This window comes from Natrinema pellirubrum DSM 15624 (assembly GCF_000230735.2).
Lineage (GTDB): Archaea > Halobacteriota > Halobacteria > Halobacteriales > Natrialbaceae > Natrinema > Natrinema pellirubrum.
Genome location: NC_019962.1, coordinates 2,514,720 through 2,531,475, shown reverse-complemented (window position 1 = coordinate 2,531,475; position 16,756 = coordinate 2,514,720). Strand labels below are relative to the sequence as shown.

At 65.7% G+C, this 16,756-nt stretch carries 19 protein-coding genes and 1 tRNA gene; 11 read left to right on the top strand and 9 right to left on the bottom strand.

From position 1 onward, the window contains the following. The first annotated feature begins 145 nt into the window (after positions 1-145). The 6 genes from glmS to NATPE_RS12200 all read left to right on the top strand — a co-directional run bounded on the left by glmS (position 146) and on the right by NATPE_RS12200 (position 6,327). Positions 146-601 (top strand): methylaspartate mutase subunit S, encoded by a 456-nt coding sequence (gene glmS / locus NATPE_RS12225; RefSeq protein ID WP_006648954.1) that lies wholly within the window; start codon positions 146-148, stop codon positions 599-601. After that, positions 602-2,047, top strand: coding sequence for a methylaspartate mutase subunit E (locus tag NATPE_RS12220; protein ID WP_006181785.1), 1,446 nt, complete (start codon positions 602-604; stop codon positions 2,045-2,047). It begins immediately after the preceding gene. Then, positions 2,048-3,325, top strand: coding sequence for a methylaspartate ammonia-lyase (locus NATPE_RS12215; RefSeq protein WP_006181784.1), 1,278 nt, complete (start codon positions 2,048-2,050; stop codon positions 3,323-3,325). Then, positions 3,318-4,379 carry a 2-methylfumaryl-CoA hydratase gene (gene mch, locus NATPE_RS12210; RefSeq protein ID WP_006181783.1) on the top strand — a complete coding sequence of 354 codons (1,062 nt, stop codon included), beginning with the start codon at positions 3,318-3,320 and terminating at the stop codon, positions 4,377-4,379. Before NATPE_RS12215 ends, mch begins: the two co-directional genes overlap by 8 nt. A 54-nt stretch (positions 4,380-4,433) precedes the next feature. Continuing rightward, positions 4,434-5,477, top strand: coding sequence for an L-malyl-CoA/beta-methylmalyl-CoA lyase (gene citE / locus NATPE_RS12205; RefSeq protein WP_006181782.1), 1,044 nt, complete (start codon positions 4,434-4,436; stop codon positions 5,475-5,477). A 205-nt stretch (positions 5,478-5,682) separates the two neighbouring features. After that, entirely contained in the window at positions 5,683-6,327 is a 645-nt protein-coding gene (locus NATPE_RS12200; protein ID WP_006181781.1) for a type I restriction enzyme HsdR N-terminal domain-containing protein, read from the top strand. Between the two features lie 352 nt (positions 6,328-6,679). On the opposite strand, the gene NATPE_RS12195 is transcribed toward NATPE_RS12200, so the two are convergent. Continuing rightward, positions 6,680-6,763: transfer RNA gene (locus NATPE_RS12195), tRNA-Ser, on the bottom strand. Positions 6,764-6,804: 41 nt separating this feature from the next. Continuing rightward, positions 6,805-7,545, bottom strand: coding sequence for a hypothetical protein (locus tag NATPE_RS12190; RefSeq protein WP_015299085.1), 741 nt, complete (start codon positions 7,543-7,545; stop codon positions 6,805-6,807). 104 nt (positions 7,546-7,649) lie between these two features. Between NATPE_RS12190 and NATPE_RS12185 the strand changes: the two genes are divergently transcribed. Next, a complete protein-coding gene (locus NATPE_RS12185) occupies positions 7,650-7,868 on the top strand; it encodes a hypothetical protein (protein ID WP_015299084.1) in 219 nt (72 codons plus the stop codon). A gap of 23 nt (positions 7,869-7,891) precedes the next feature. Here NATPE_RS12185 and NATPE_RS12180 read toward each other — a convergent pair whose 3' ends face one another. From NATPE_RS12180 to NATPE_RS12165, 4 genes are all read right to left on the bottom strand, one after another. Then, positions 7,892-8,494 (bottom strand): uracil-DNA glycosylase, encoded by a 603-nt coding sequence (locus NATPE_RS12180; RefSeq protein ID WP_006181778.1) that lies wholly within the window; start codon positions 8,492-8,494, stop codon positions 7,892-7,894. Positions 8,495-8,601: 107 nt separating this feature from the next. After that, the gene (locus tag NATPE_RS12175; RefSeq protein ID WP_006181777.1) at positions 8,602-8,850 is read right to left on the bottom strand and encodes a hypothetical protein; all 249 of its coding nucleotides are present in this window, start codon (positions 8,848-8,850) and stop codon (positions 8,602-8,604) included. Continuing rightward, entirely contained in the window at positions 8,847-9,923 is a 1,077-nt protein-coding gene (locus NATPE_RS12170) for an Mrp/NBP35 family ATP-binding protein (protein ID WP_006181776.1), read from the bottom strand. The genes NATPE_RS12175 and NATPE_RS12170 overlap by 4 nt, the downstream gene beginning before the upstream one ends. A 177-nt stretch (positions 9,924-10,100) precedes the next feature. Beyond that, on the bottom strand, positions 10,101-10,424 hold the full coding sequence (locus NATPE_RS12165) for a hypothetical protein (RefSeq protein WP_006181775.1): 324 nt from the start codon (positions 10,422-10,424) through the stop codon (positions 10,101-10,103). A gap of 93 nt (positions 10,425-10,517) precedes the next feature. On the opposite strand from NATPE_RS12165, the gene NATPE_RS12160 reads away from it, so the two are divergent. From NATPE_RS12160 to NATPE_RS12150, 3 genes are all read left to right on the top strand, one after another. Beyond that, positions 10,518-10,841 carry a DUF5783 family protein gene (locus tag NATPE_RS12160; RefSeq protein ID WP_006181774.1) on the top strand — a complete coding sequence of 108 codons (324 nt, stop codon included), beginning with the start codon at positions 10,518-10,520 and terminating at the stop codon, positions 10,839-10,841. 67 nt (positions 10,842-10,908) lie between these two features. Next, positions 10,909-11,760: a translation initiation factor eIF-2B gene (locus NATPE_RS12155; protein WP_006181773.1), complete on the top strand. Its 852-nt coding sequence runs from the start codon at positions 10,909-10,911 to the stop codon at positions 11,758-11,760. A gap of 105 nt (positions 11,761-11,865) precedes the next feature. After that, on the top strand, positions 11,866-13,158 hold the full coding sequence (locus NATPE_RS12150) for a TIGR00341 family protein (protein ID WP_006181772.1): 1,293 nt from the start codon (positions 11,866-11,868) through the stop codon (positions 13,156-13,158). Positions 13,159-13,163: 5 nt separating this feature from the next. Here the strand turns inward: NATPE_RS12150 and NATPE_RS12145 are convergent, their stop codons facing one another. Then, on the bottom strand, positions 13,164-13,859 hold the full coding sequence (locus tag NATPE_RS12145; protein ID WP_006181771.1) for a ThuA domain-containing protein: 696 nt from the start codon (positions 13,857-13,859) through the stop codon (positions 13,164-13,166). Positions 13,860-14,136: 277 nt separating this feature from the next. Here NATPE_RS12145 and NATPE_RS12140 point away from each other — a divergent pair, with 277 nt between their 5' ends. Beyond that, entirely contained in the window at positions 14,137-15,261 is a 1,125-nt protein-coding gene (locus NATPE_RS12140) for a Gfo/Idh/MocA family protein (protein WP_006181770.1), read from the top strand. A 188-nt stretch (positions 15,262-15,449) separates the two neighbouring features. On the opposite strand, the gene psmB is transcribed toward NATPE_RS12140, so the two are convergent. Both psmB and NATPE_RS12130 read right to left on the bottom strand, forming a co-directional pair. After that, on the bottom strand, positions 15,450-16,181 hold the full coding sequence (psmB, locus tag NATPE_RS12135) for an archaeal proteasome endopeptidase complex subunit beta (RefSeq protein WP_006181769.1): 732 nt from the start codon (positions 16,179-16,181) through the stop codon (positions 15,450-15,452). A gap of 177 nt (positions 16,182-16,358) precedes the next feature. Next, positions 16,359-16,751, bottom strand: a complete 393-nt coding sequence (locus tag NATPE_RS12130) for an HVO_A0114 family putative DNA-binding protein (RefSeq protein ID WP_006181767.1) — start codon at positions 16,749-16,751, stop codon at positions 16,359-16,361. Positions 16,752-16,756: the final 5 nt, after the last annotated feature.

Here is a 16,756-nt window from a genome sequence, read left to right as displayed (position 1 = left end):
CCAAACCAGTACCAAAACCCTTACCATCGATCATGTAGTTGGTGGCAGATACCGAGGGCTGAGTGAACATCACCCATTGAGACGGTCTTAGGATCTTTAAGGAGTATTATCATGGAAGATCATTAGGTTTATACCCCGGTCGCTCATGAGTCCGAGTACGATGTCCCAAACGGTCGTCCTCGGCGTGATCGGCTCCGATGCCCACGTCGTTGGCATCACAATCCTAGAGCAAGCCTTCAGCGCAGCCGGCTTCGATGTCGTGAACCTCGGTGTCCAGACCTCCCAGGAGGAGTTCGCCGAGGCCGCTAAAGCCCACGACGCCAGCGCTGTACTCGTCTCCTCGCTCTACGGACACGCCGAGCAGGACTGTCAGGGATTCCAAGGCGTTCTCGAGGACGCGGGCGTCGACGCGGTCACCTACATCGGCGGCAACCTCGCCGTCGGGCAAGACGAGTTCGAGGAAACCCGTCGGACCTTCCGCGAACTCGGTTTCGACCGCGTCTTCGATTCGGAAACCGATCCCGAGGACGCGATTGCCGCGCTGCGCGAAGACCTCCAGATCACACCGACGGAGTCGGAACGCGCTACTATTAGTTCCTAGATGATACGAGACGAACGTATTCCGTCCGACGAGCTACGGCGTATCGACGAGGAAATTCGATCTAACTGGCCGACGGGCGAAGACGTCGACTTCGAGGAGGCCATCGAGTACCACGAATCGCTGCCCGACCACAAGCGATTCGCCGACGTCCTCGAGTCGGCCGACAAGCCCCTTCTGCAGCCCCGGGCCGGCGTCCCCCGGCTCGACGATCAGATCGAACTCCTGCGATACCTCCACGAGGAGGGACAGGCGGATCTCCTGCCGACCACGATCGACTCCTACACCCGGGACAACGAGTACGAGAAGGCCCAACAGGGGCTGGACAAGGCCCTCGAGACGGGCGACGACACGCTCAACGGGTTCCCCGCCGTCAATCACGGCGTCGACGGCTGTCGACAGCTGATCGACGCGGTCGACGCGCCGATCGAGGTGCGCCACGGGACGCCCGACGCCCGCCTGCTGGCGGCGATCACCTTCGCCGGCGGCTTCCAGAGCTTCGAGGGCGGCCCGATCTCCTACAACATTCCGTACACGAAGCGCCACGGGCTCGAGGAGACCATCGAGAAGTGGCAGTTCGTCGATCGACTCGCGGGAGCCTACACCGAACGGGGCGTGCGGATCAACCGCGAGCCGTTCGGCCCCCTGACGGGGACCCTGGTCCCGCCGTCGATCGCGATCGCAGTCATGCTGGTCGAGGGGAAACTCGCCGCCACGCAGGGCGTGCGCTCGATTACCCTCGGCTACGGGCAGGTCGGCAATGTCGTGCAGGACGTTGCCGCCCTGAACGCCTTGAAGAAGCTGGGCAACGAGTATCTGCCCGACGAGGTCGTCGTCACGACGGTCTTCCACGAGTGGATGGGCGGCTTCCCGCCGGACGAGGCCCGCGCCAACGGCGTGATCAGCCTCGGCGGCATGACCGCCGCCATCGCCCAGCCCGACAAGGTCATCACCAAGTCCCCACAGGAGTTCCAGGGCGTCCCGACCAAGGAGGCCAACTCGGCCGGCCTGCGCACCACGCGGCAGGTCATCGACATGGCCATCGAGCAGAAAATCGACATCGACGGCATCGAAGAGGAACAGGACCTCATCGAGCGCGAGACCCGCTGTCTGATGGACACCATCTTCGAACACGGCGACGGCGACGTCGTTCAGGGGACGCTCAAGGCCTTCGACTCGGGCGCACTCGACGTGCCGTTCGCACCCAGCGACAGCGCGAAAGGAGCCGTCCTCCCCGCACGCGACGACGACGGTCGCGTCCGCATCTTCGAGTGGGCCGACCTCGAGATGGACGAGGACATCAAGGAGATTCACAAGGCCCGACTCTCCCGACGTGCCGACACCGAGGGCCGCGATCAGTCGTTCCGCATGGTCGCGGACGACGTCGACGCGATCAGCGACGGAAAGCTCATCGGCCGACCGCAGTCACAGCCACAGGGTGACGTCTAAATGGAGATTACAGGAATTCACGCCACGCCCGGCTACTCCGGGTTCTTCTTCGACGATCAGCGCGCGATCAAGCAAGGTGCCGAACACGACGGGTTCACCTACGAGGGCGAGCCCGTTACCGACGGCTTCGACGAGATTCGCCAGGCCGGCGAGTCGATCATCGTCGACATCGAACTCGCCGACGAGACCGTTGTCCGGGGCGACTGTGCCGCGGTCCAGTACTCCGGTGCCGGCGGGCGCGACCCGCTGTTCAAAGCCGACGAGTACGCCCCCGTCATCGAGGGCCCCGTCGCCGACGCACTCGAAGGCCGGGACGCGACCCACTTCCTCGACAACGCCGAGTCCCTCGAGCAGTTGGAGGTCGAGGGCGACCGACTCCACACCGCGATCCGCTACGGCGTCTCGCAGGCCTTACTCGCCGCCGCAGCCGAGGCCGAAAACACCACGAAGACGGACGTGATAGCCGACGCGCTGGGCACCGAGCCCGCCACGGAGCCGGTCCCCGTCTTCGGGCAGTCCGGTGACGACCGCTACAATAATACGGAAAAGATGTTCGTCAAGGGCGTCCCGGTCCTGCCCCACGCGCTGATCAACAGCGTCGAGAAGATCGGCGAGAACGGCGAAGTGCTGCTCGAGTACGTCGAGTGGCTGGTCGAACGCTCCCAGGAACTCGGGCCGGAGGGCTACGACCCCCGCTTCCACATCGACGTCTACGGGATGATCGGCGAGATCTTCGGCGCGCCCTACGACCGCGACGAGGTCGTCGACTACTTCGCCGACCTCGAGGCAGCCGCAGCCCCCTACCCGATCCAGATCGAGGGGCCGATGGACGTCGGCAACCGTGCCGACCAGATCGATGCGATGGTCGAACTTCGCGAGGGACTTGCCGATGCCGGTGTCGACGTCGACATCGTCGCCGACGAGTGGTGTAACACCTTCGAGGACGTGCAGGCGTTCGTCGATTCGGGGGCCGCCGACCTCGTGCAGGTCAAGACCCCCGATCTCGGGGGCATCCACCGCAGCGGGCAAGCGGTCCGCTACTGCGAGGGGACCGACACCCGCGCCTACCTCGGCGGGACCTGCAACGAGACCGAGACCTCCGCGCGGGCCTGCGCCCACGTCGCGCTCGCGACCAACGCCGCGCAGGTGCTGGCAAAGCCCGGCATGGGCTTCGACGAGGGCTACATGATCGTCGAGAACGAGATGCGACGGACGATCGCCCGCCGGGAACGCGAACAGTTAGCGACCGACACTGACGAGGTGACTGCAGATGACTGACTGGACAGATCCGGACACGTTCGCACAGGCGCTCGAGGAAGTCGAGACCAAGGAGAAAGGCAACTGCTTCGAGGACTTCGAGGAGGGCGATATCATCGAACACGACCCCGGCCTCACGCTCACCCAGTTCGGCAACGAACAGTGGATGAGCCAGACCCTGAACCACGACCCCGCCTACTGGCGTAGCGACGCCGCCGCGGCGCGTGGTTTCGACGAACCGCCGGTCCACCCGGACTATCTGACCGCCGCGACGCTGGGGATCACCGTCGAAGACCTCAGTGAGAAGGGCGGCTACTTCCTCGGGCGGACCGACGTTCGATTCCCCGAGGCACCCGTCTACACGGGCACCGAACTCCACGTCGAGAGCGAGGTCGTCAACACGGCGACCTCGAGTTCCCGACCGGAGTACGGCATCGTCTCCTGGCGCACCCGCGGCACCGACGCCGAGACCGGTGACGTCCTCTGTTCCTACGAGCGGACGAACATGATCCCGCGCCGCGAGCCGATGGCCACGGACGGGAGCGGCGCTGCGGCCGCCGAAGACGAGGACGAACCCACACTCCCCGACGAGTTCATCGCACCCGAAGGGGGCTACTTCGAGGACTTCGTCGCGGCCCTCGAGGACGCCGACGACGAGAACGCCGCCGTCGCCTACCGCCACGAGCGCGGTCGCACGCAGGACGACGTGACCGTCGCCTCGCTGCCGCTGTCGACGCTCAACACCGCCAAACAGCACCACAACGTCGACGTCATGTCCGACTCGCCGTCGGGCAACATCGTCACCTACGGCGACGTGACCCGGTCGACGGCACTCGGCCATGCTCGCTCGGACGAGCAAACGTGGCGCGAGGTCGGCTTCGACGACGAATCCTTCCACACGTTCGTCGCCGTCGGCGACACCGTCTACGCCTTCACCCGCGTCCTTGAGGCCGAGGACGACGCCTCGAGCGACGCGGCCGGCACCGTCCGGTTCCAGCACATCGCGTTCAACCAGAACGACGAACCCGTCTACTCGGGGACGCGGACGGCCGAGATCCGAAAGCGTTCTAACTAACACGATCGATTATCACAAACGACCGCGGACAATCACGAACTCAGATACGAACACATGACTGACGACATCCGACTCTGCCGTACGTTCCAGACTGCACCGGCCGCCGTTCCAAAAGACGACTCCGCGAAGTACCTCGTCTCCGCGCTCGAGGCCGAGGGCTTCCAGGCACCAGACTGGCTCGTCCCCGACATGGAGGACGGCACCGCGCCGAACATGAAAGCCGAAGGGCTCGAGAACACCATCGAGAAGGTTCCCGAGTACGACTTCCCCGGCGAGATCTGGCCCCGCGTCGAGTGGAGCTACGAGGACGCGGAGTACCGCGAGAAGGGCCGCGACCAGATCGACCAGCTCGTCGCCGAGATCGGCGACGAGATCGACGGCGTCGTCGTCCCCAAGGTCGGCCGCCTCGAGGACGTCGAGCGCGCCGCCGAGGTCGTCGCCGAGGCCGAGTCCGAGTACGGCTACGAGGACGGCTCCATCGGCCTCTCGATCATCATCGAGACCGGCCGCGCCCGCTCGGATCTGCGTGAGATCGCCAAGTTCGGCGAGGACTCCCGGCTCACTGGACTGGTCTTCGGTCCCGTCGACTACGCCGCCGAACTCGGCGGCCGTGACCTCGGCGACGGCATGCCTCGCTGGGACGGCCTGCTCGAGGCGCTCTCGAACGAGGCCAGCGCCGCCGGCCTCGTCTCGATCGGCGGCCCCTTCGACGACCTGTTCAAGGAACGGGCCGGCCTGACGTTCTACAACGCCGACGACTACGCGGATCAGGTCGAACACGAGGCCCAGCTCGGGCTCGACGGCTCCTGGTCGCTCTATCCCAAACAGACCCTGCAGGCAAACACCGTCCACATGCCCACGCCCGAGGAACTCGAGCGCGACGTGAGCAAGATCGAGCGCTTCAACGCGGCCAAGGCCGAGGGGACCGGCGCGGTCACCCTCGACGGCCAGATGGTCGACGAGGCCACGTTCAAGAACTTCCGTAACACGGTCCAGCAGGTCCGCGCGATCCACGAGATGCGACCCGGCCAGACCGAGGAGTACTACGACGAGGACCTCCTCGAGCGCACGCTCGATCTCGAGCTGTCCTACGAATAGGCCCTCGAGCCCGGCGGTGCTGCGTCGCGACCCGACCGTCGCTGATTTCTTCGCCGCATCTGTTCTCGAGCAACCGGACGACGCCTCCGTACGGAGATCCGGGTGGGCTATGACTCCGCTAGTATCTCGAGGACTGCCTCGAGAGTGGCTCTCGGGACGGCCTTTCTTTCGAAACGCTCTTCTCGAGTACTAGAATAGACGCGGTATGGAGACCGACCCCGAATTCTTGCTCGAGACCTCCGAATTTACCGACGTGTTGAACGATATCGGAGAGATCGTCTCACGTGATTTTTCGGAGGACGAAGTCCAGATGGTCTTTCTCAACGAGGGATACTTCCAACTGTTAGGGTACGAGCGGGTCGGGACGGACCTCCGGAGCGAATACGCGGTTCCGAGTGGCTACGTCGACTACATCACGTCCGGAAAGGGGAATACGATCCGAGATACGAAGACGGTCGTATACGAGTTCAAAGGACCAGAGCGAACGTTAGCGGACCATCTCGATCAGCTGAACGGATACATCAACGACACCGGTGCTAAGTTCGGCGTGCTAACGAACGGGCTGCAGTTTCAACTCTACCAGAACGATCCAACTGGGCCGAAGAAGATACTCGACTTCGAGTTGGAGGCAGCGACCGAAACGGAAGCGAGTGCCATCGTTCTGTTCCTGGGATACTGGAGTATTCAGGAACAAAACATCAAACCAGTCGCGGAAAAGACGGCGAAAGAGGTTGCCGATTCGATACCCGAAGACCTACACATCGATTTCTCGGAAGCCGGCGTCGAACTGTTTGCCGACCACCTCGCTCGGTATTTGAAGCGAGAATTTGAGAAGGAAACGCGCTCCTGAGTCGATGTACCGATACGCTCGCCGAACGAAGTCTGAGATCGCAAAACCAACACCCGAGCGCGGTCGTTTCACTCGCTGATTCAAACCTCACCGTTTCGTTTTCCGCTCGAGAGACTCCTCGTGGTTCGAAAGACGCTGGGCGTCTTTCGTCATCACGAAACGGCGAAGCCGTTTCGAACGACTTCGCTCGTCGTCTCGTTCTCGTGAGAAGACGGTGGGGATGGGATTTGAACCACGCCCGAGAACCTGCTCGCTACGCTCGCAGAACCTCGGTCTGATTCAAATCCCAACGTGTCGTCTTCTCACTCGCGATACTCCTCGCTGCGCTCGTCGTATAGTACTCGTGAGAAGACGGTGGGGATGGGATTTGAACCCATGAGGCTTGACAGCCACCTGCTCTCAAGGCAGGCGCGTTGGGCCGCTCTGCCACCCCACCTCACCTATCGCTTCCGCACACGCTCAAAAAGGGTTGTCGGTCTACGCGCGCTCGAGCGTCCCGTCCTCGCCGACCCGAAGCCCCAGTTCGCCCACGAGCGCCGCAGTCGCCTCGGCACCGGACCGCCCGGCCGCGCGTCGTGCCTCGAGGCCGGCGATGGTCTCACGGAGTCCGGCCGGCGTCCGGATCGTCGGCAGCATCGGTGCGAACCCGACGCCGAGACCGGCGTCGGCCCCCCGTCGGGCGAGCGTCGACAGTGCGGGCGTGGCGTCGGCGTCGGTGAAGTCGATCGGCTCGGAAAAGCCCGCGAAGTAGACGCTGCCGCCGGTCGAAGGGCCCAGGACGACGTCGTCCCGGCGCAGCGACATCGCCGCGCCGTCGATTTCCGTCCGGTTGACCAGCGGTGCCGTCGGCTCGAGGACGCCGACGCTCTGGGCTCCCTCCTGCTCGAGCAGGTGGGTGACCGTGTTGCCGACGCGAGCCGAGCGGCTCGAGCCGACCTGTCGCTCGAACCGGGCCTCGGCGTCCTCGCCGAGGGCCTCGATGACCAGCGTCCGGACCTCGGCCTCCGGATCGCCGTCGGCGTGGGTCTCGGGCAGGGTCTCGGCGTCGCGGTAGTTGACTAGGAGGTCGCCCCCGCTCGAGGCGACGGCCCGGCAGACGTCGGCGACGGCGGCTTCGTAGAGGGCCGTGGCCTCGGAGTCGGTCAGTGGCGACTGGTCGGCGAGCGCGGACAGGACGAGCCCGTCCCGCGGCGGGTCGACCGGAACGACGACGATCATGGCCGGTACTCCGCGGGCGCGGTCCTTGAACGCGGCGCTTCCCGAGGGTGGGTACCGGCGTCGAAAGACCACGAATTATAGTGGGGGAGTGCGTGCGAGTCGGTATGGACGAACGTTCGATCGCTGGACTGGTCGCGACGGCCGTCATCGCCGCGCTGGCGGTCTTCGGTCTGTACGGGTTCGGAACCGGCTATCTGATCGACTCGCCCGGCGAGTACTTCGCGCCGTCGATGGGCGTCCTCGCCGTCGCCGTCGTCGCCGTCGGCGCGCTGATCGCCTCCGGCATCGGCTCGGGCCGCTGGCGCGAGAACCCCTACTGGTAGCGCCGCTCGAGCGCCGCTGGTCCTTACCGTTCCTGTCGCCCCTTCGTCTGCCGATAGTCCGACGCCATCAGCTCGACGAACGCCTCGAGCCAGTCCTGTGTCTGCTCGGCGGTCTGCTCGCGCGGGTCGATCATCGGGACGAGTTCGAAGCCGCGGCCCCGGATGCGCCGCGCGTGATCGTCCGGGAACCCGAGGTCCGCCGCGGGCGTCGTGGTGTACTCGCGGCCGAGTTCCGAGAGCGTGCGCTCGCCGACCGGAATCAGGATCTCGGGGTTTATCATCCGGATCTCCGCGCTGAGATACGGCTCGCAGGTGTCGATCTCCGCGTCGGTCGGTCGGCGGTCGGGGTCGCGACAGCGCGTGAGATGCGTCACGTAGACGTTCTCGAGGGCGGGCGCGTCGGCCGGCGAGTCGACGGCACAGAGGCCGAGTCGCTCGAGCATCCGTCGGAGCCCACCGTCGCCGGCGCTCCCGCCCGCGCCGGCGAAGGGGACGCCGACCTCGTCGGCCCGTGTGGTCGGCCGCTCGCCGACGAACAGGAAGTCCGCGGCCACGTCGCCGTAGCCGTGGACGACCCGCTCGCGCGTCTCACAGAGCGCCGGACAGTTCCGGCAGTCATCGTCCATGCCGTAGGGGTTCGATCGAGACCGTTGATTCGCGTCCACAGTGGCTTCTCGAGGCGGATCGACAAAAGCGCCGCGCCGAGCGACCGGCCGCGATCGCCGCTGTCCGCTCAGCGGCCGAGGCCGCCGCGGTCGTTGACCTCGAGAATGAACTTGACGTTGCGGACGATCTCCTCGGGCGAGGTCTCTTCGTCCTCGTCGTAGAGGTCGCTGGTCCGGTAGAGGATGTTCGCGAGCTGTTTGCTCTCGCTGGTCTCGCCGCGGACGTCGTCGGCGATCTCCCGCAACCGGTCTACGCGTTCGGGATCGGGCTCGAACTCGTCAGCCCCGGCGTCGTCCGCCTCACTGCCGTCGGTCATCGGTCGGGGGAGGCGGCCTCGTTGCGCCGGCTCTGGGAGATGGCCTGTCGGTGGACGATCCCGGTGTTGTTGGCGACGTTCTCGGTGATCGTTCGGAGGGCGTCGCTGGTCGTGTCGTCGTCTTTCAGCACCGTCGGCTTGCCGCCGTCGCCGCCCTCGCGGACGGCCGGATCGAGCGGGATCGAACCGAGGAACGGCAGTTCGTGTTCCTCAGCGAAGTCCTCGCCGCCGCCGGAGCCGAAGATGTCGTGTTCGCCGCCACAATCGGGACAAGCGAACGTCGACATGTTCTCGGCGATCCCCAACACGACGGTGTCGTGTTTGGCGAACATCTCGAGGCCCTTGCGGGCGTCGTCCAGTGCGACGTCCTGGGGCGTCGTGACGATGACCGCGCCGGTGACGGGCATGGTCTGGAGCATCGTCAGTTGGGTGTCGCCGGTCCCCGGCGGGAGGTCGACGACGAGGTAGTCCAGATGACCCCACTCGACGTCTTCCGTGAGTTGGGTGATGACCTTGTGGACCATCGGGCCGCGCCAGATGACGGGGTCGTCCTCGCCGGTCAGGAATGCCATGCTCATCAGCTTCACGCCGTACTTCTCGGGCGGGACCAGCGTCTCGTCCTCGGTGGCCATCGGCGGCTCGTCGGCGTCGACCATCCGCGGCACGTTCGGTCCGTAGACGTCGGCGTCGAAGAGGCCAACTCGAGCGCCGAGTTGCGAGAGTCCGGCCGCGAGGTTGACCGCGACGGTCGACTTGCCGACGCCACCTTTCCCGGAGGCGACGGCGATGACGTTTTTGACGTTCGGCAGCACCTGGTCCTCGCTCGTGAGGTCGTCACGGTCCGGGACGCTGGCGGTCAGGTCCGGCTCGAGGTCCTCGGCGGTCAGGGTCTCGCGTACCTCGGCGGCGATGTCGCTCTCGCTCGGGGAGTAGGGAGCGCCGAGTGCGAGATCGATCGCGACCTCGTCGCCGTCGACCGTGATGTCGTTAACCAGTCCAAGCGACACGATATCGTCGCCGAGTTCCGGATCCTCGACCGTCCGGAGGCGGTCGCGAACGGCGGCTTCGTCCATGTCAGTACCTACTGCCGGGCGTCGAAAAGGGTTGTGTTCCCACCTTTTTACAGGTGGTTCTCGATCGCGTCGCTCACTCGAACCACTGCAAAAATCTGGACCAAAAAGGCCGCTCGCTCCCGCTGGTCGCTCGCGGGTGCATCGCTTGCACTCCAACTGCCACGGACATCAGCGGTTCTACGCGTTGAAATCGAACCGCGGCCCACCGTAGGTCGGCGGCTCGGGCTCGAGTTCGACCCCCTGCTCGTAGCGGACGAAATTGAGGTAGAACGGGCGGCCACAGCCCTCGACCGGCTCGCCCTCGAGGTCGGTGACGGGGCCGTCCTCGCCACAGACGAATTCGATCCCGTCGGCCGATTCGCGGTCGGGATCGTCCGGGCTCGCGTACTCCCAGCCCGGCTGGCGGACTTTGGTGACCGACCGGTCGGCCAGATCCGGCGGCCGCTCGAGGCTGACCATGGCGTTACAGTGGGGACAGGTGTAGCGGACGGTGACGGTCATGGGGCGGGCTAGGGGCTGCGGCAACCTATACCGTTCGCCGGTGGCCGATGTCGGTTCCGAACGGTTTCCCCGCTCGCGCTCTGATGTTCTGCTATGACCGAGTTCGACACCGAGAAGTTCGAGGAAAAGTACGTCTACTACTTCGAGGAACTCGAGACGGCCTACTCAGAGGCCTACCAACAGCTCCACGGCCGGTACGATTCGACGATCCTCAAAGCGATCGATCGACAGGTGTTGAGCGAGAGCGAACCGTTCTACCAGGGAGACGGTAAATTCCGCGTCGAACTCCCCGAGAACCCGCGGGAGCGAGTGGGTTCGGTTTCCGAACACGAGCAGTTCGACACCGTCCTCGAGACACTCGTCGATCGGATCGAAGCCGAGCTGCGGAAGCAGTTCGAGTTCGACGAGACCGAGTGACGGCAGGGCGAGCATCCATCTGAGAGTACCCGGAACACCTTTGCCGCTCACGGAAAACCGTGTAGGTATGATCGACGAGACGGCCGAGGAGATCCGGGAGATGCAGACCCACAGTTCCTCGGTGGTTGCGGTCCGTGCCGCCCAGGCCCTAGCAGAGTTGACCGAGCGCGAATTCGCCACCGTCGAGGAGTACGTCCGCGCCCTCGAGCGCAACGGCTCCGTGCTGCGGGGGGCAAACCCCTCCCACGCCTCCCTGCAAAACGCCGTTCGGGACGTCGTCGACGCCGTGACCGACGCCGACCCGGACGACGTCGCGGCGGCCCAGCGCCTCACCAGCGAGCGGATCGACGCGGTCGTCTCGCGGATCGAGTCCGGCAAGCAACTGGCCGCCGAAAACGCCGTCGACGTCCTCGAAGACGGCACGACGCTTTTGGTCCACGACTACTCCTCGACGGTCCAGGCGGCCCTCGAGCAAGCGACCGACGCGGGCAAGACCGTCGAGGTGTACGTCACCGAGGCCCGGCCCCGGTATCTCGGCCGCAAGACCGCACGGGAACTGGCCGCCATGGACGGCGTCGACGCGACGCTGATCACCGACGGCGCACACGGGATCTACCTCGAGGAGTGTGACCGGGTCGTCGTCGGCATGGACTGTATCGTCGACGAGACGCTGTATAACCGGGTCGGGACCTTCCCGATCGCGTCGACGGCCGACCGGCTCGACGTGCCGGTTACCGTCCTCGGGGCGTCCTCGAAGATCGTCGCCGAGGGGTTCGTTTTCGAGAACGAACACCGGCCCGGCAGCGAGGTAATGGCCGAACCAGCCGACGGGTTCGCCGTCGAGAACCCCGCCTACGATGCCACTCCGGTGGACCTGCTCGAGAGCGTCGTCACTGACGAGGGTCGCCAGGAGTTGTGAGCCGCCTCGACCTGCGCTATCCGTAGCTCGGATCGAACCGTCAACACGGTCGACAGTCGTCGCCGCATGACGACAGCCTATACCACTCTTTGACGTACTGTCCGTATGCGTCTCGTACAGGTATTCGTCCCCCGAGGCGAGCTGGACCTCGTCCTCGAGACGGCGGACGAAGCCGGTGTCGATTACAGCGTCTCCCGGGATACGGACCGCGGCGAGTTCGAGGCCGTCGTCTCGATTCCGCTTTCGCCGTCAGGTGTCGAACCACTGCTGTCCGATCTCCGAGACGCGGGCCTCGACGAACGGTCGTACACGGTCGTCACGGCGGCCGAGGCGATCGTCTCGAGTCGAACCGACGCCGTCTCCGGGTCGGCTTCCGGGACGCGGATCTCCCGGGAAGAACTCCGGGCACGAGCGGCCGACCTCGCGCCCGCGGCGTCGACGTACTTCAGCCTGCTCGTCGTGAGTACGGCGATCGCGACGGCGGGACTGTTGCTGGACTCGGCGGCGACGATCATCGGCGCAATGGTCGTCGCCCCGCTGATGGGGCCCGCACTCGCGGCGAGCGTCGGCGTGATCGTCGACGACGAGTCGCTCGCGACGCGCGGCGTCGTCCTGCAGGGGGCCGGGCTGGTCGTCGCGATCGCGACGGCGGCGCTGATCGGGTGGGCGCTCAGGGGGACGGTGTTGCTTCCGCCGGGGCTCGACATTACGACGGTGCCCCAGATCCACGAGCGGATCACGCCGGATGTCCTCGCGTTGTTTCTCGCGCTGGGCTCGGGCGTGGCCGCCGTCGTCAGCCTCACTCGGAACGTCGGATCGGTCCTCGTCGGCGTTGCGATCGCCGTCGCGCTCGTTCCTCCCGCCGCCACTGCGGGGCTCGGAATCGCCTGGGGGAACCCGGAAGTCGTCGTCACCGCCGGAACGCTCGTTCTCGTGAACATGCTCTCGATCAACCTCACGGCGCTGTTGCTGCTGTGGGCGTCCGGCTACCGACCGAACCGGGCCGCGAACATCGAGCGCGTCTACGGTCGTCTTCGCTCCCGAATCGTCGTCCTCCTCGTGGCGATCGTCGTTCTCTCCGTCGTCCTCGGCGGCGTCACGTACGGGACGTACCGTACTGCCGCGGTCGAACACGATGCGAAGACCGAACTCGAGGCGATGAGCGACGAGGAGTGGGCTAGCGAAGCCGGACTGACTTTCCGGGAGAGCGACGTCGACTACGAACTCATCGACGTCTACACCGGCGATCGGCCCGTCATCACCGTTCTCGTCGAACGACCGCCTGGCGAGCAGTTCCCGGGCGATTTCGCCGACGACGTCCGCGACCGGCTGGAGGCGGCGGTCGGCGTCGATCTCGAGGTCGTCGTCGAACTGGTCGATACGCAGCGAAGCGGCTGACAGGCCTACTCGCGCTCCCCGAACGTCCGCGGCGAGCCTTCGGTCGGGGCCGCCCATGCGACGGCGTTGCGTAGGACGCGCTGAACCGCCTCGTTCTCGTAGATCGGATACGTCTCGTGGCCCGGTCGGAAGTAGAAGATCCGCCCGCTCCCGCGCCGGTAACAGCAGCCGCTGCGAAACACCTCCCCGCCGGCGAACCAGCTGACGAACACCAGCCGGTCGGGTTCGGGGACGTCGAACGGCTCGCCGTACATCTCCGTCTCGGGGAGGGCGATCGATTCCGCGAGGCCGTCGGCGATCGGGTGGCCGGGATCGACGACCCAGAGCCGCTCCGTCTCGCCGTCCTCCCGGTACTGTAAGCTACACGAAGTTCCCATGAGCCGTGTGAACGGCTTCGAGTAGTGAGCCGAGTGCAGCGGAACGAACCCCATCCCCTCGAGGACCTGGTCCCGGACCCGCTCGGCGACGCCGTCCGCGACTTCATCGTGGGCCTCGTGGCCCCACCACAGGAGGACGTCCGTCGTCTCGAGGACGTCCGCGGTGAGCCCGTGGTCGGGGTCGTCGAGCGTCGCGGTCCGGACATCGTGGTCGACGGCGAGGGCCTCGGCGATCGTCTCGTGGATGCCGTCGGGGTAGACCGCCGCGGCGTCGCTGTCCTCCCGTTCGTGGCGGTACTCGTTCCAGACGGTGACTGCGACCATGACCGGGCGGTCAGGGCTCGAGTCCTTAGCACGCTCGGTCAGTGCGCTGACTGGTCATCCGAAAGATATTATTTATTCACCGAATGGGGAAATTCACGCAAAAATAGTATAGTAAAACTCGAAGTGCAAAACGTCCACACGCATTAATCGGTCATAACCCTTATTTTGGTCGCCGACCGCTTCTGCCTATGGAACGGGATCGAACACAAGCGACATCGAAACGGCACCTTTCTCACTGCGAGCCGTTCGGCGATGCGACGGGATCGGGGGTCGGACGATGATCGGCGGCGGAATCGGGGTTGGCGTCGTCGGTCTCGGCGGGATGGGGACCCTCCACGCGCGCAGCGTCCGCGACCTCGGTGCTGAGGTCGTCGCCGGCGCGGACCTCGTCCCCGAGCAGCGCGACCGCTTCGCCGAGGAGTTCGGCGCGCGGACCTACGAGACCCACGACGACCTCCTCGAGGACGACGCGGTCGACGCCGTCATCGTGACGACGCCCAACCGGTTTCACGAACCCATCGCCGTCTCGGCCCTCGAGGCCAGCTGCGACGTCCTCGTCGAGAAACCGCTCGCACACACCCTCGAGAGCGCGGAACGGATCGCCGAGACGGCAGCCCGCGCGGACGGGATCTGTATGGTCGGCTTTCACAACCGCCACGCCGCATCGATGGCCATGTTCGACGAACAACACGCCCGCGGCCGGTTCGGCGATCTGACCCACGTCGAGGCCGACTACGTCCGCCGGCGTGGCGTCCCCGGTCCCGGCTCGTGGTTTACCGATTCCGAACTCGCCGGCGGCGGTGCCCTCCTCGATATCGGCGTTCACGCGCTCGATCTGGCGCTCTACGCGCTCGATTTCCCCGAGATCGCCGAGGTCAGCGGCGTCACCCGGACCACGTTCGGGACCAGCGAGGAGTACGCCGACCCCGAGGGCTTCGGCGACAACTGGGACGCCGAGGCCGAGACCTACGAGGTCGACGACTCCGTCAGCGCCTTCATCCGGACCGACGACGGGCGAACCATCTCGCTCGAGGCCGCGTGGGCGACCAACCGCGAGGAGAGCATGGACTTCAAAGTCCGCGGCACGGCGGCGGGAGCCCAGTTCGACATCGGCGACACGAACCTGCGGATCTTCGAGTCCGGTACCGCCGGCTCCGACCACTACACCGACGTGGAGATGACCGGCGACACCGCGATGACCGGCTACGCCGAACAGGACGAGCAGTTCCTCGAGGCCGTCGCCGCCGGGACGACGCCGGAGTCGAACACGGTCGAGGAGGCCCTGACCGTCCAGCGGGTCATCGACGCGATCTATCGCTCGAGCGAGTCCGGACGGTCGGTGACGCTTGCGGAGTCGACGCTGACGGACGCTAAGATCGAGCGGGCAACGCGCCTGGAGTGATCGGTTCGATCGTTCTGCGGTCCGATTTCGGCGGGTAGAATCGTCCGTCAGTCGGACGCTTGTTTCGAGAGGCGACGGCAGCCGCGTCGCGAAACGACGCCGGTCTTCGAACGGCCCGCGAGACGAGTCGCTCGAGAGCTAACGCTCCGCGCCGGTAAAAACAGGAAAACCGCCCGTTTCGCCCGCGATTACAGAACGTCGTCGAAGTCGTGGTGACCGTGGATGTCGACGCCCTCGTCGGTGATCTCACAGAGGAAGACGCCGTTGCCGGAGCCGGTGTCGCGCTCGACGGCGGACTTGATGCCGCGGGCAGCGACGGTCTTGGCTTCCTCGGTGGACATGTCCGGTTCGTAGGCCTGCTCTAAGTGCCCGTAGGCGAGTTGCATCCCGCTCCCGGTGACGGTGTAGTCGTCTTCCATGACGCCGCCGGCGGGGTCGATGCTGTAGACGTGACTGCCTTCGTCGTCGACGCCGCCCAGGATCGGGTGGATGGCGAAGAACGGGCCGCCGCGAGCGAAGTTGCCCGCAAGCGTCGCCAGCGCCTCGATGCTCATGTTCTCGCCGCGGCGGGCCTCGTAGAGGTTGACCTCGGCCCGAAGCGTCGAGATAAAGGACTGGGCACCGCCGACGGAGCCGACCAGGGTTAACGCGCCGGTCGGGTGGATCTGTTCGACCTTCTGGACGTTCTTGTTCGAGACGAATCGCCCGCCGAGGCTGGCGCGCATGTCCGTCGCGATGACGACGCCGTCGGCGGTCGAGATACCGATGGTCGTCGTTCCCGTCTTGTTGACGTTCTCGAGGTCGGCCTGCGTGAGATCGTTCTCGGGGAGGGAGCCGACCTCGGGCTCGTAGGGGTTCGGATCGTCGGCCAGCTGCTCGACCGTCCGGGAGAAATCGGAGTCGTTCGTGGGCGTATGCATTGACCGACATCTACGGCCGGGACGATATAAAACACCGGCGGTCACAACCGTCGTTTCCGCTTCCGACGACGGGTCGAGCCGACGCGTGTCGGACGCCGGCGACGGGCTCCGCTCGAAGACGGACGTCATGATCGTCGCGGTCGTCTACGACAGCTGGAACTGTCAGATCGACGTGCGTCACGCCGGCGCGATATCGGGCGAGTGCTGGCCGATCGGGATGTCGACATCGATCTCGTCGTACCAGACGACCGGCCGCTTTGCGCGCCCGTTCTCCTCGAGGTCGACGAGGCCGTAGTCGGCGAGTTCGGTGACGTTGTCGGTCACCTCCGGCGGGTGACGGTCGACGATCCGGGCGAGTTCACGGATGCTCTCGGGTTCGTGATCGGCGATCGCCTCGAGCAGTTCGAGGTTCGTCGGTCGGAAGATCCGGCCGAACGTCTCGAGATCCTCGACAGAGAGCGTCGACGGCTTCGGGTCGACACTCTCGCCGGCATCGAGTGCTGCAAGCGTATCCTCGAGGTCGCTACGATCGGACGACGAGTTGATTCGGACGTGGAGTGTTCGGGTCATGGGTT

Excerpts from the sequence above, each read along its gene's own strand:
- glmS (WP_006648954.1), top strand. The coding sequence starts at position 146 with ATGAGTCCGAGTACGATGTCCCAAACGGTCGTCCTCGGCGTGATCGGC.
- NATPE_RS12220 (WP_006181785.1), top strand. The coding sequence starts at position 602 with ATGATACGAGACGAACGTATTCCGTCCGACGAGCTACGGCGTATCGAC.
- NATPE_RS12215 (WP_006181784.1), top strand. The coding sequence starts at position 2,048 with ATGGAGATTACAGGAATTCACGCCACGCCCGGCTACTCCGGGTTCTTC.
- mch (WP_006181783.1), top strand. The coding sequence starts at position 3,318 with ATGACTGACTGGACAGATCCGGACACGTTCGCACAGGCGCTCGAGGAA.
- citE (WP_006181782.1), top strand. The coding sequence starts at position 4,434 with ATGACTGACGACATCCGACTCTGCCGTACGTTCCAGACTGCACCGGCC.
- NATPE_RS12200 (WP_006181781.1), top strand. The coding sequence starts at position 5,683 with ATGGAGACCGACCCCGAATTCTTGCTCGAGACCTCCGAATTTACCGAC.
- NATPE_RS12190 (WP_015299085.1), bottom strand. The coding sequence starts at position 7,545 with ATGATCGTCGTCGTTCCGGTCGACCCGCCGCGGGACGGGCTCGTCCTG.
- NATPE_RS12185 (WP_015299084.1), top strand. The coding sequence starts at position 7,650 with ATGGACGAACGTTCGATCGCTGGACTGGTCGCGACGGCCGTCATCGCC.
- NATPE_RS12180 (WP_006181778.1), bottom strand. The coding sequence starts at position 8,494 with ATGGACGATGACTGCCGGAACTGTCCGGCGCTCTGTGAGACGCGCGAG.
- NATPE_RS12175 (WP_006181777.1), bottom strand. The coding sequence starts at position 8,850 with ATGACCGACGGCAGTGAGGCGGACGACGCCGGGGCTGACGAGTTCGAG.
- NATPE_RS12170 (WP_006181776.1), bottom strand. The coding sequence starts at position 9,923 with ATGGACGAAGCCGCCGTTCGCGACCGCCTCCGGACGGTCGAGGATCCG.
- NATPE_RS12165 (WP_006181775.1), bottom strand. The coding sequence starts at position 10,424 with ATGACCGTCACCGTCCGCTACACCTGTCCCCACTGTAACGCCATGGTC.
- NATPE_RS12160 (WP_006181774.1), top strand. The coding sequence starts at position 10,518 with ATGACCGAGTTCGACACCGAGAAGTTCGAGGAAAAGTACGTCTACTAC.
- NATPE_RS12155 (WP_006181773.1), top strand. The coding sequence starts at position 10,909 with ATGATCGACGAGACGGCCGAGGAGATCCGGGAGATGCAGACCCACAGT.
- NATPE_RS12150 (WP_006181772.1), top strand. The coding sequence starts at position 11,866 with ATGCGTCTCGTACAGGTATTCGTCCCCCGAGGCGAGCTGGACCTCGTC.
- NATPE_RS12145 (WP_006181771.1), bottom strand. The coding sequence starts at position 13,859 with ATGGTCGCAGTCACCGTCTGGAACGAGTACCGCCACGAACGGGAGGAC.
- NATPE_RS12140 (WP_006181770.1), top strand. The coding sequence starts at position 14,137 with ATGATCGGCGGCGGAATCGGGGTTGGCGTCGTCGGTCTCGGCGGGATG.
- psmB (WP_006181769.1), bottom strand. The coding sequence starts at position 16,181 with ATGCATACGCCCACGAACGACTCCGATTTCTCCCGGACGGTCGAGCAG.
- NATPE_RS12130 (WP_006181767.1), bottom strand. The coding sequence starts at position 16,751 with ATGACCCGAACACTCCACGTCCGAATCAACTCGTCGTCCGATCGTAGC.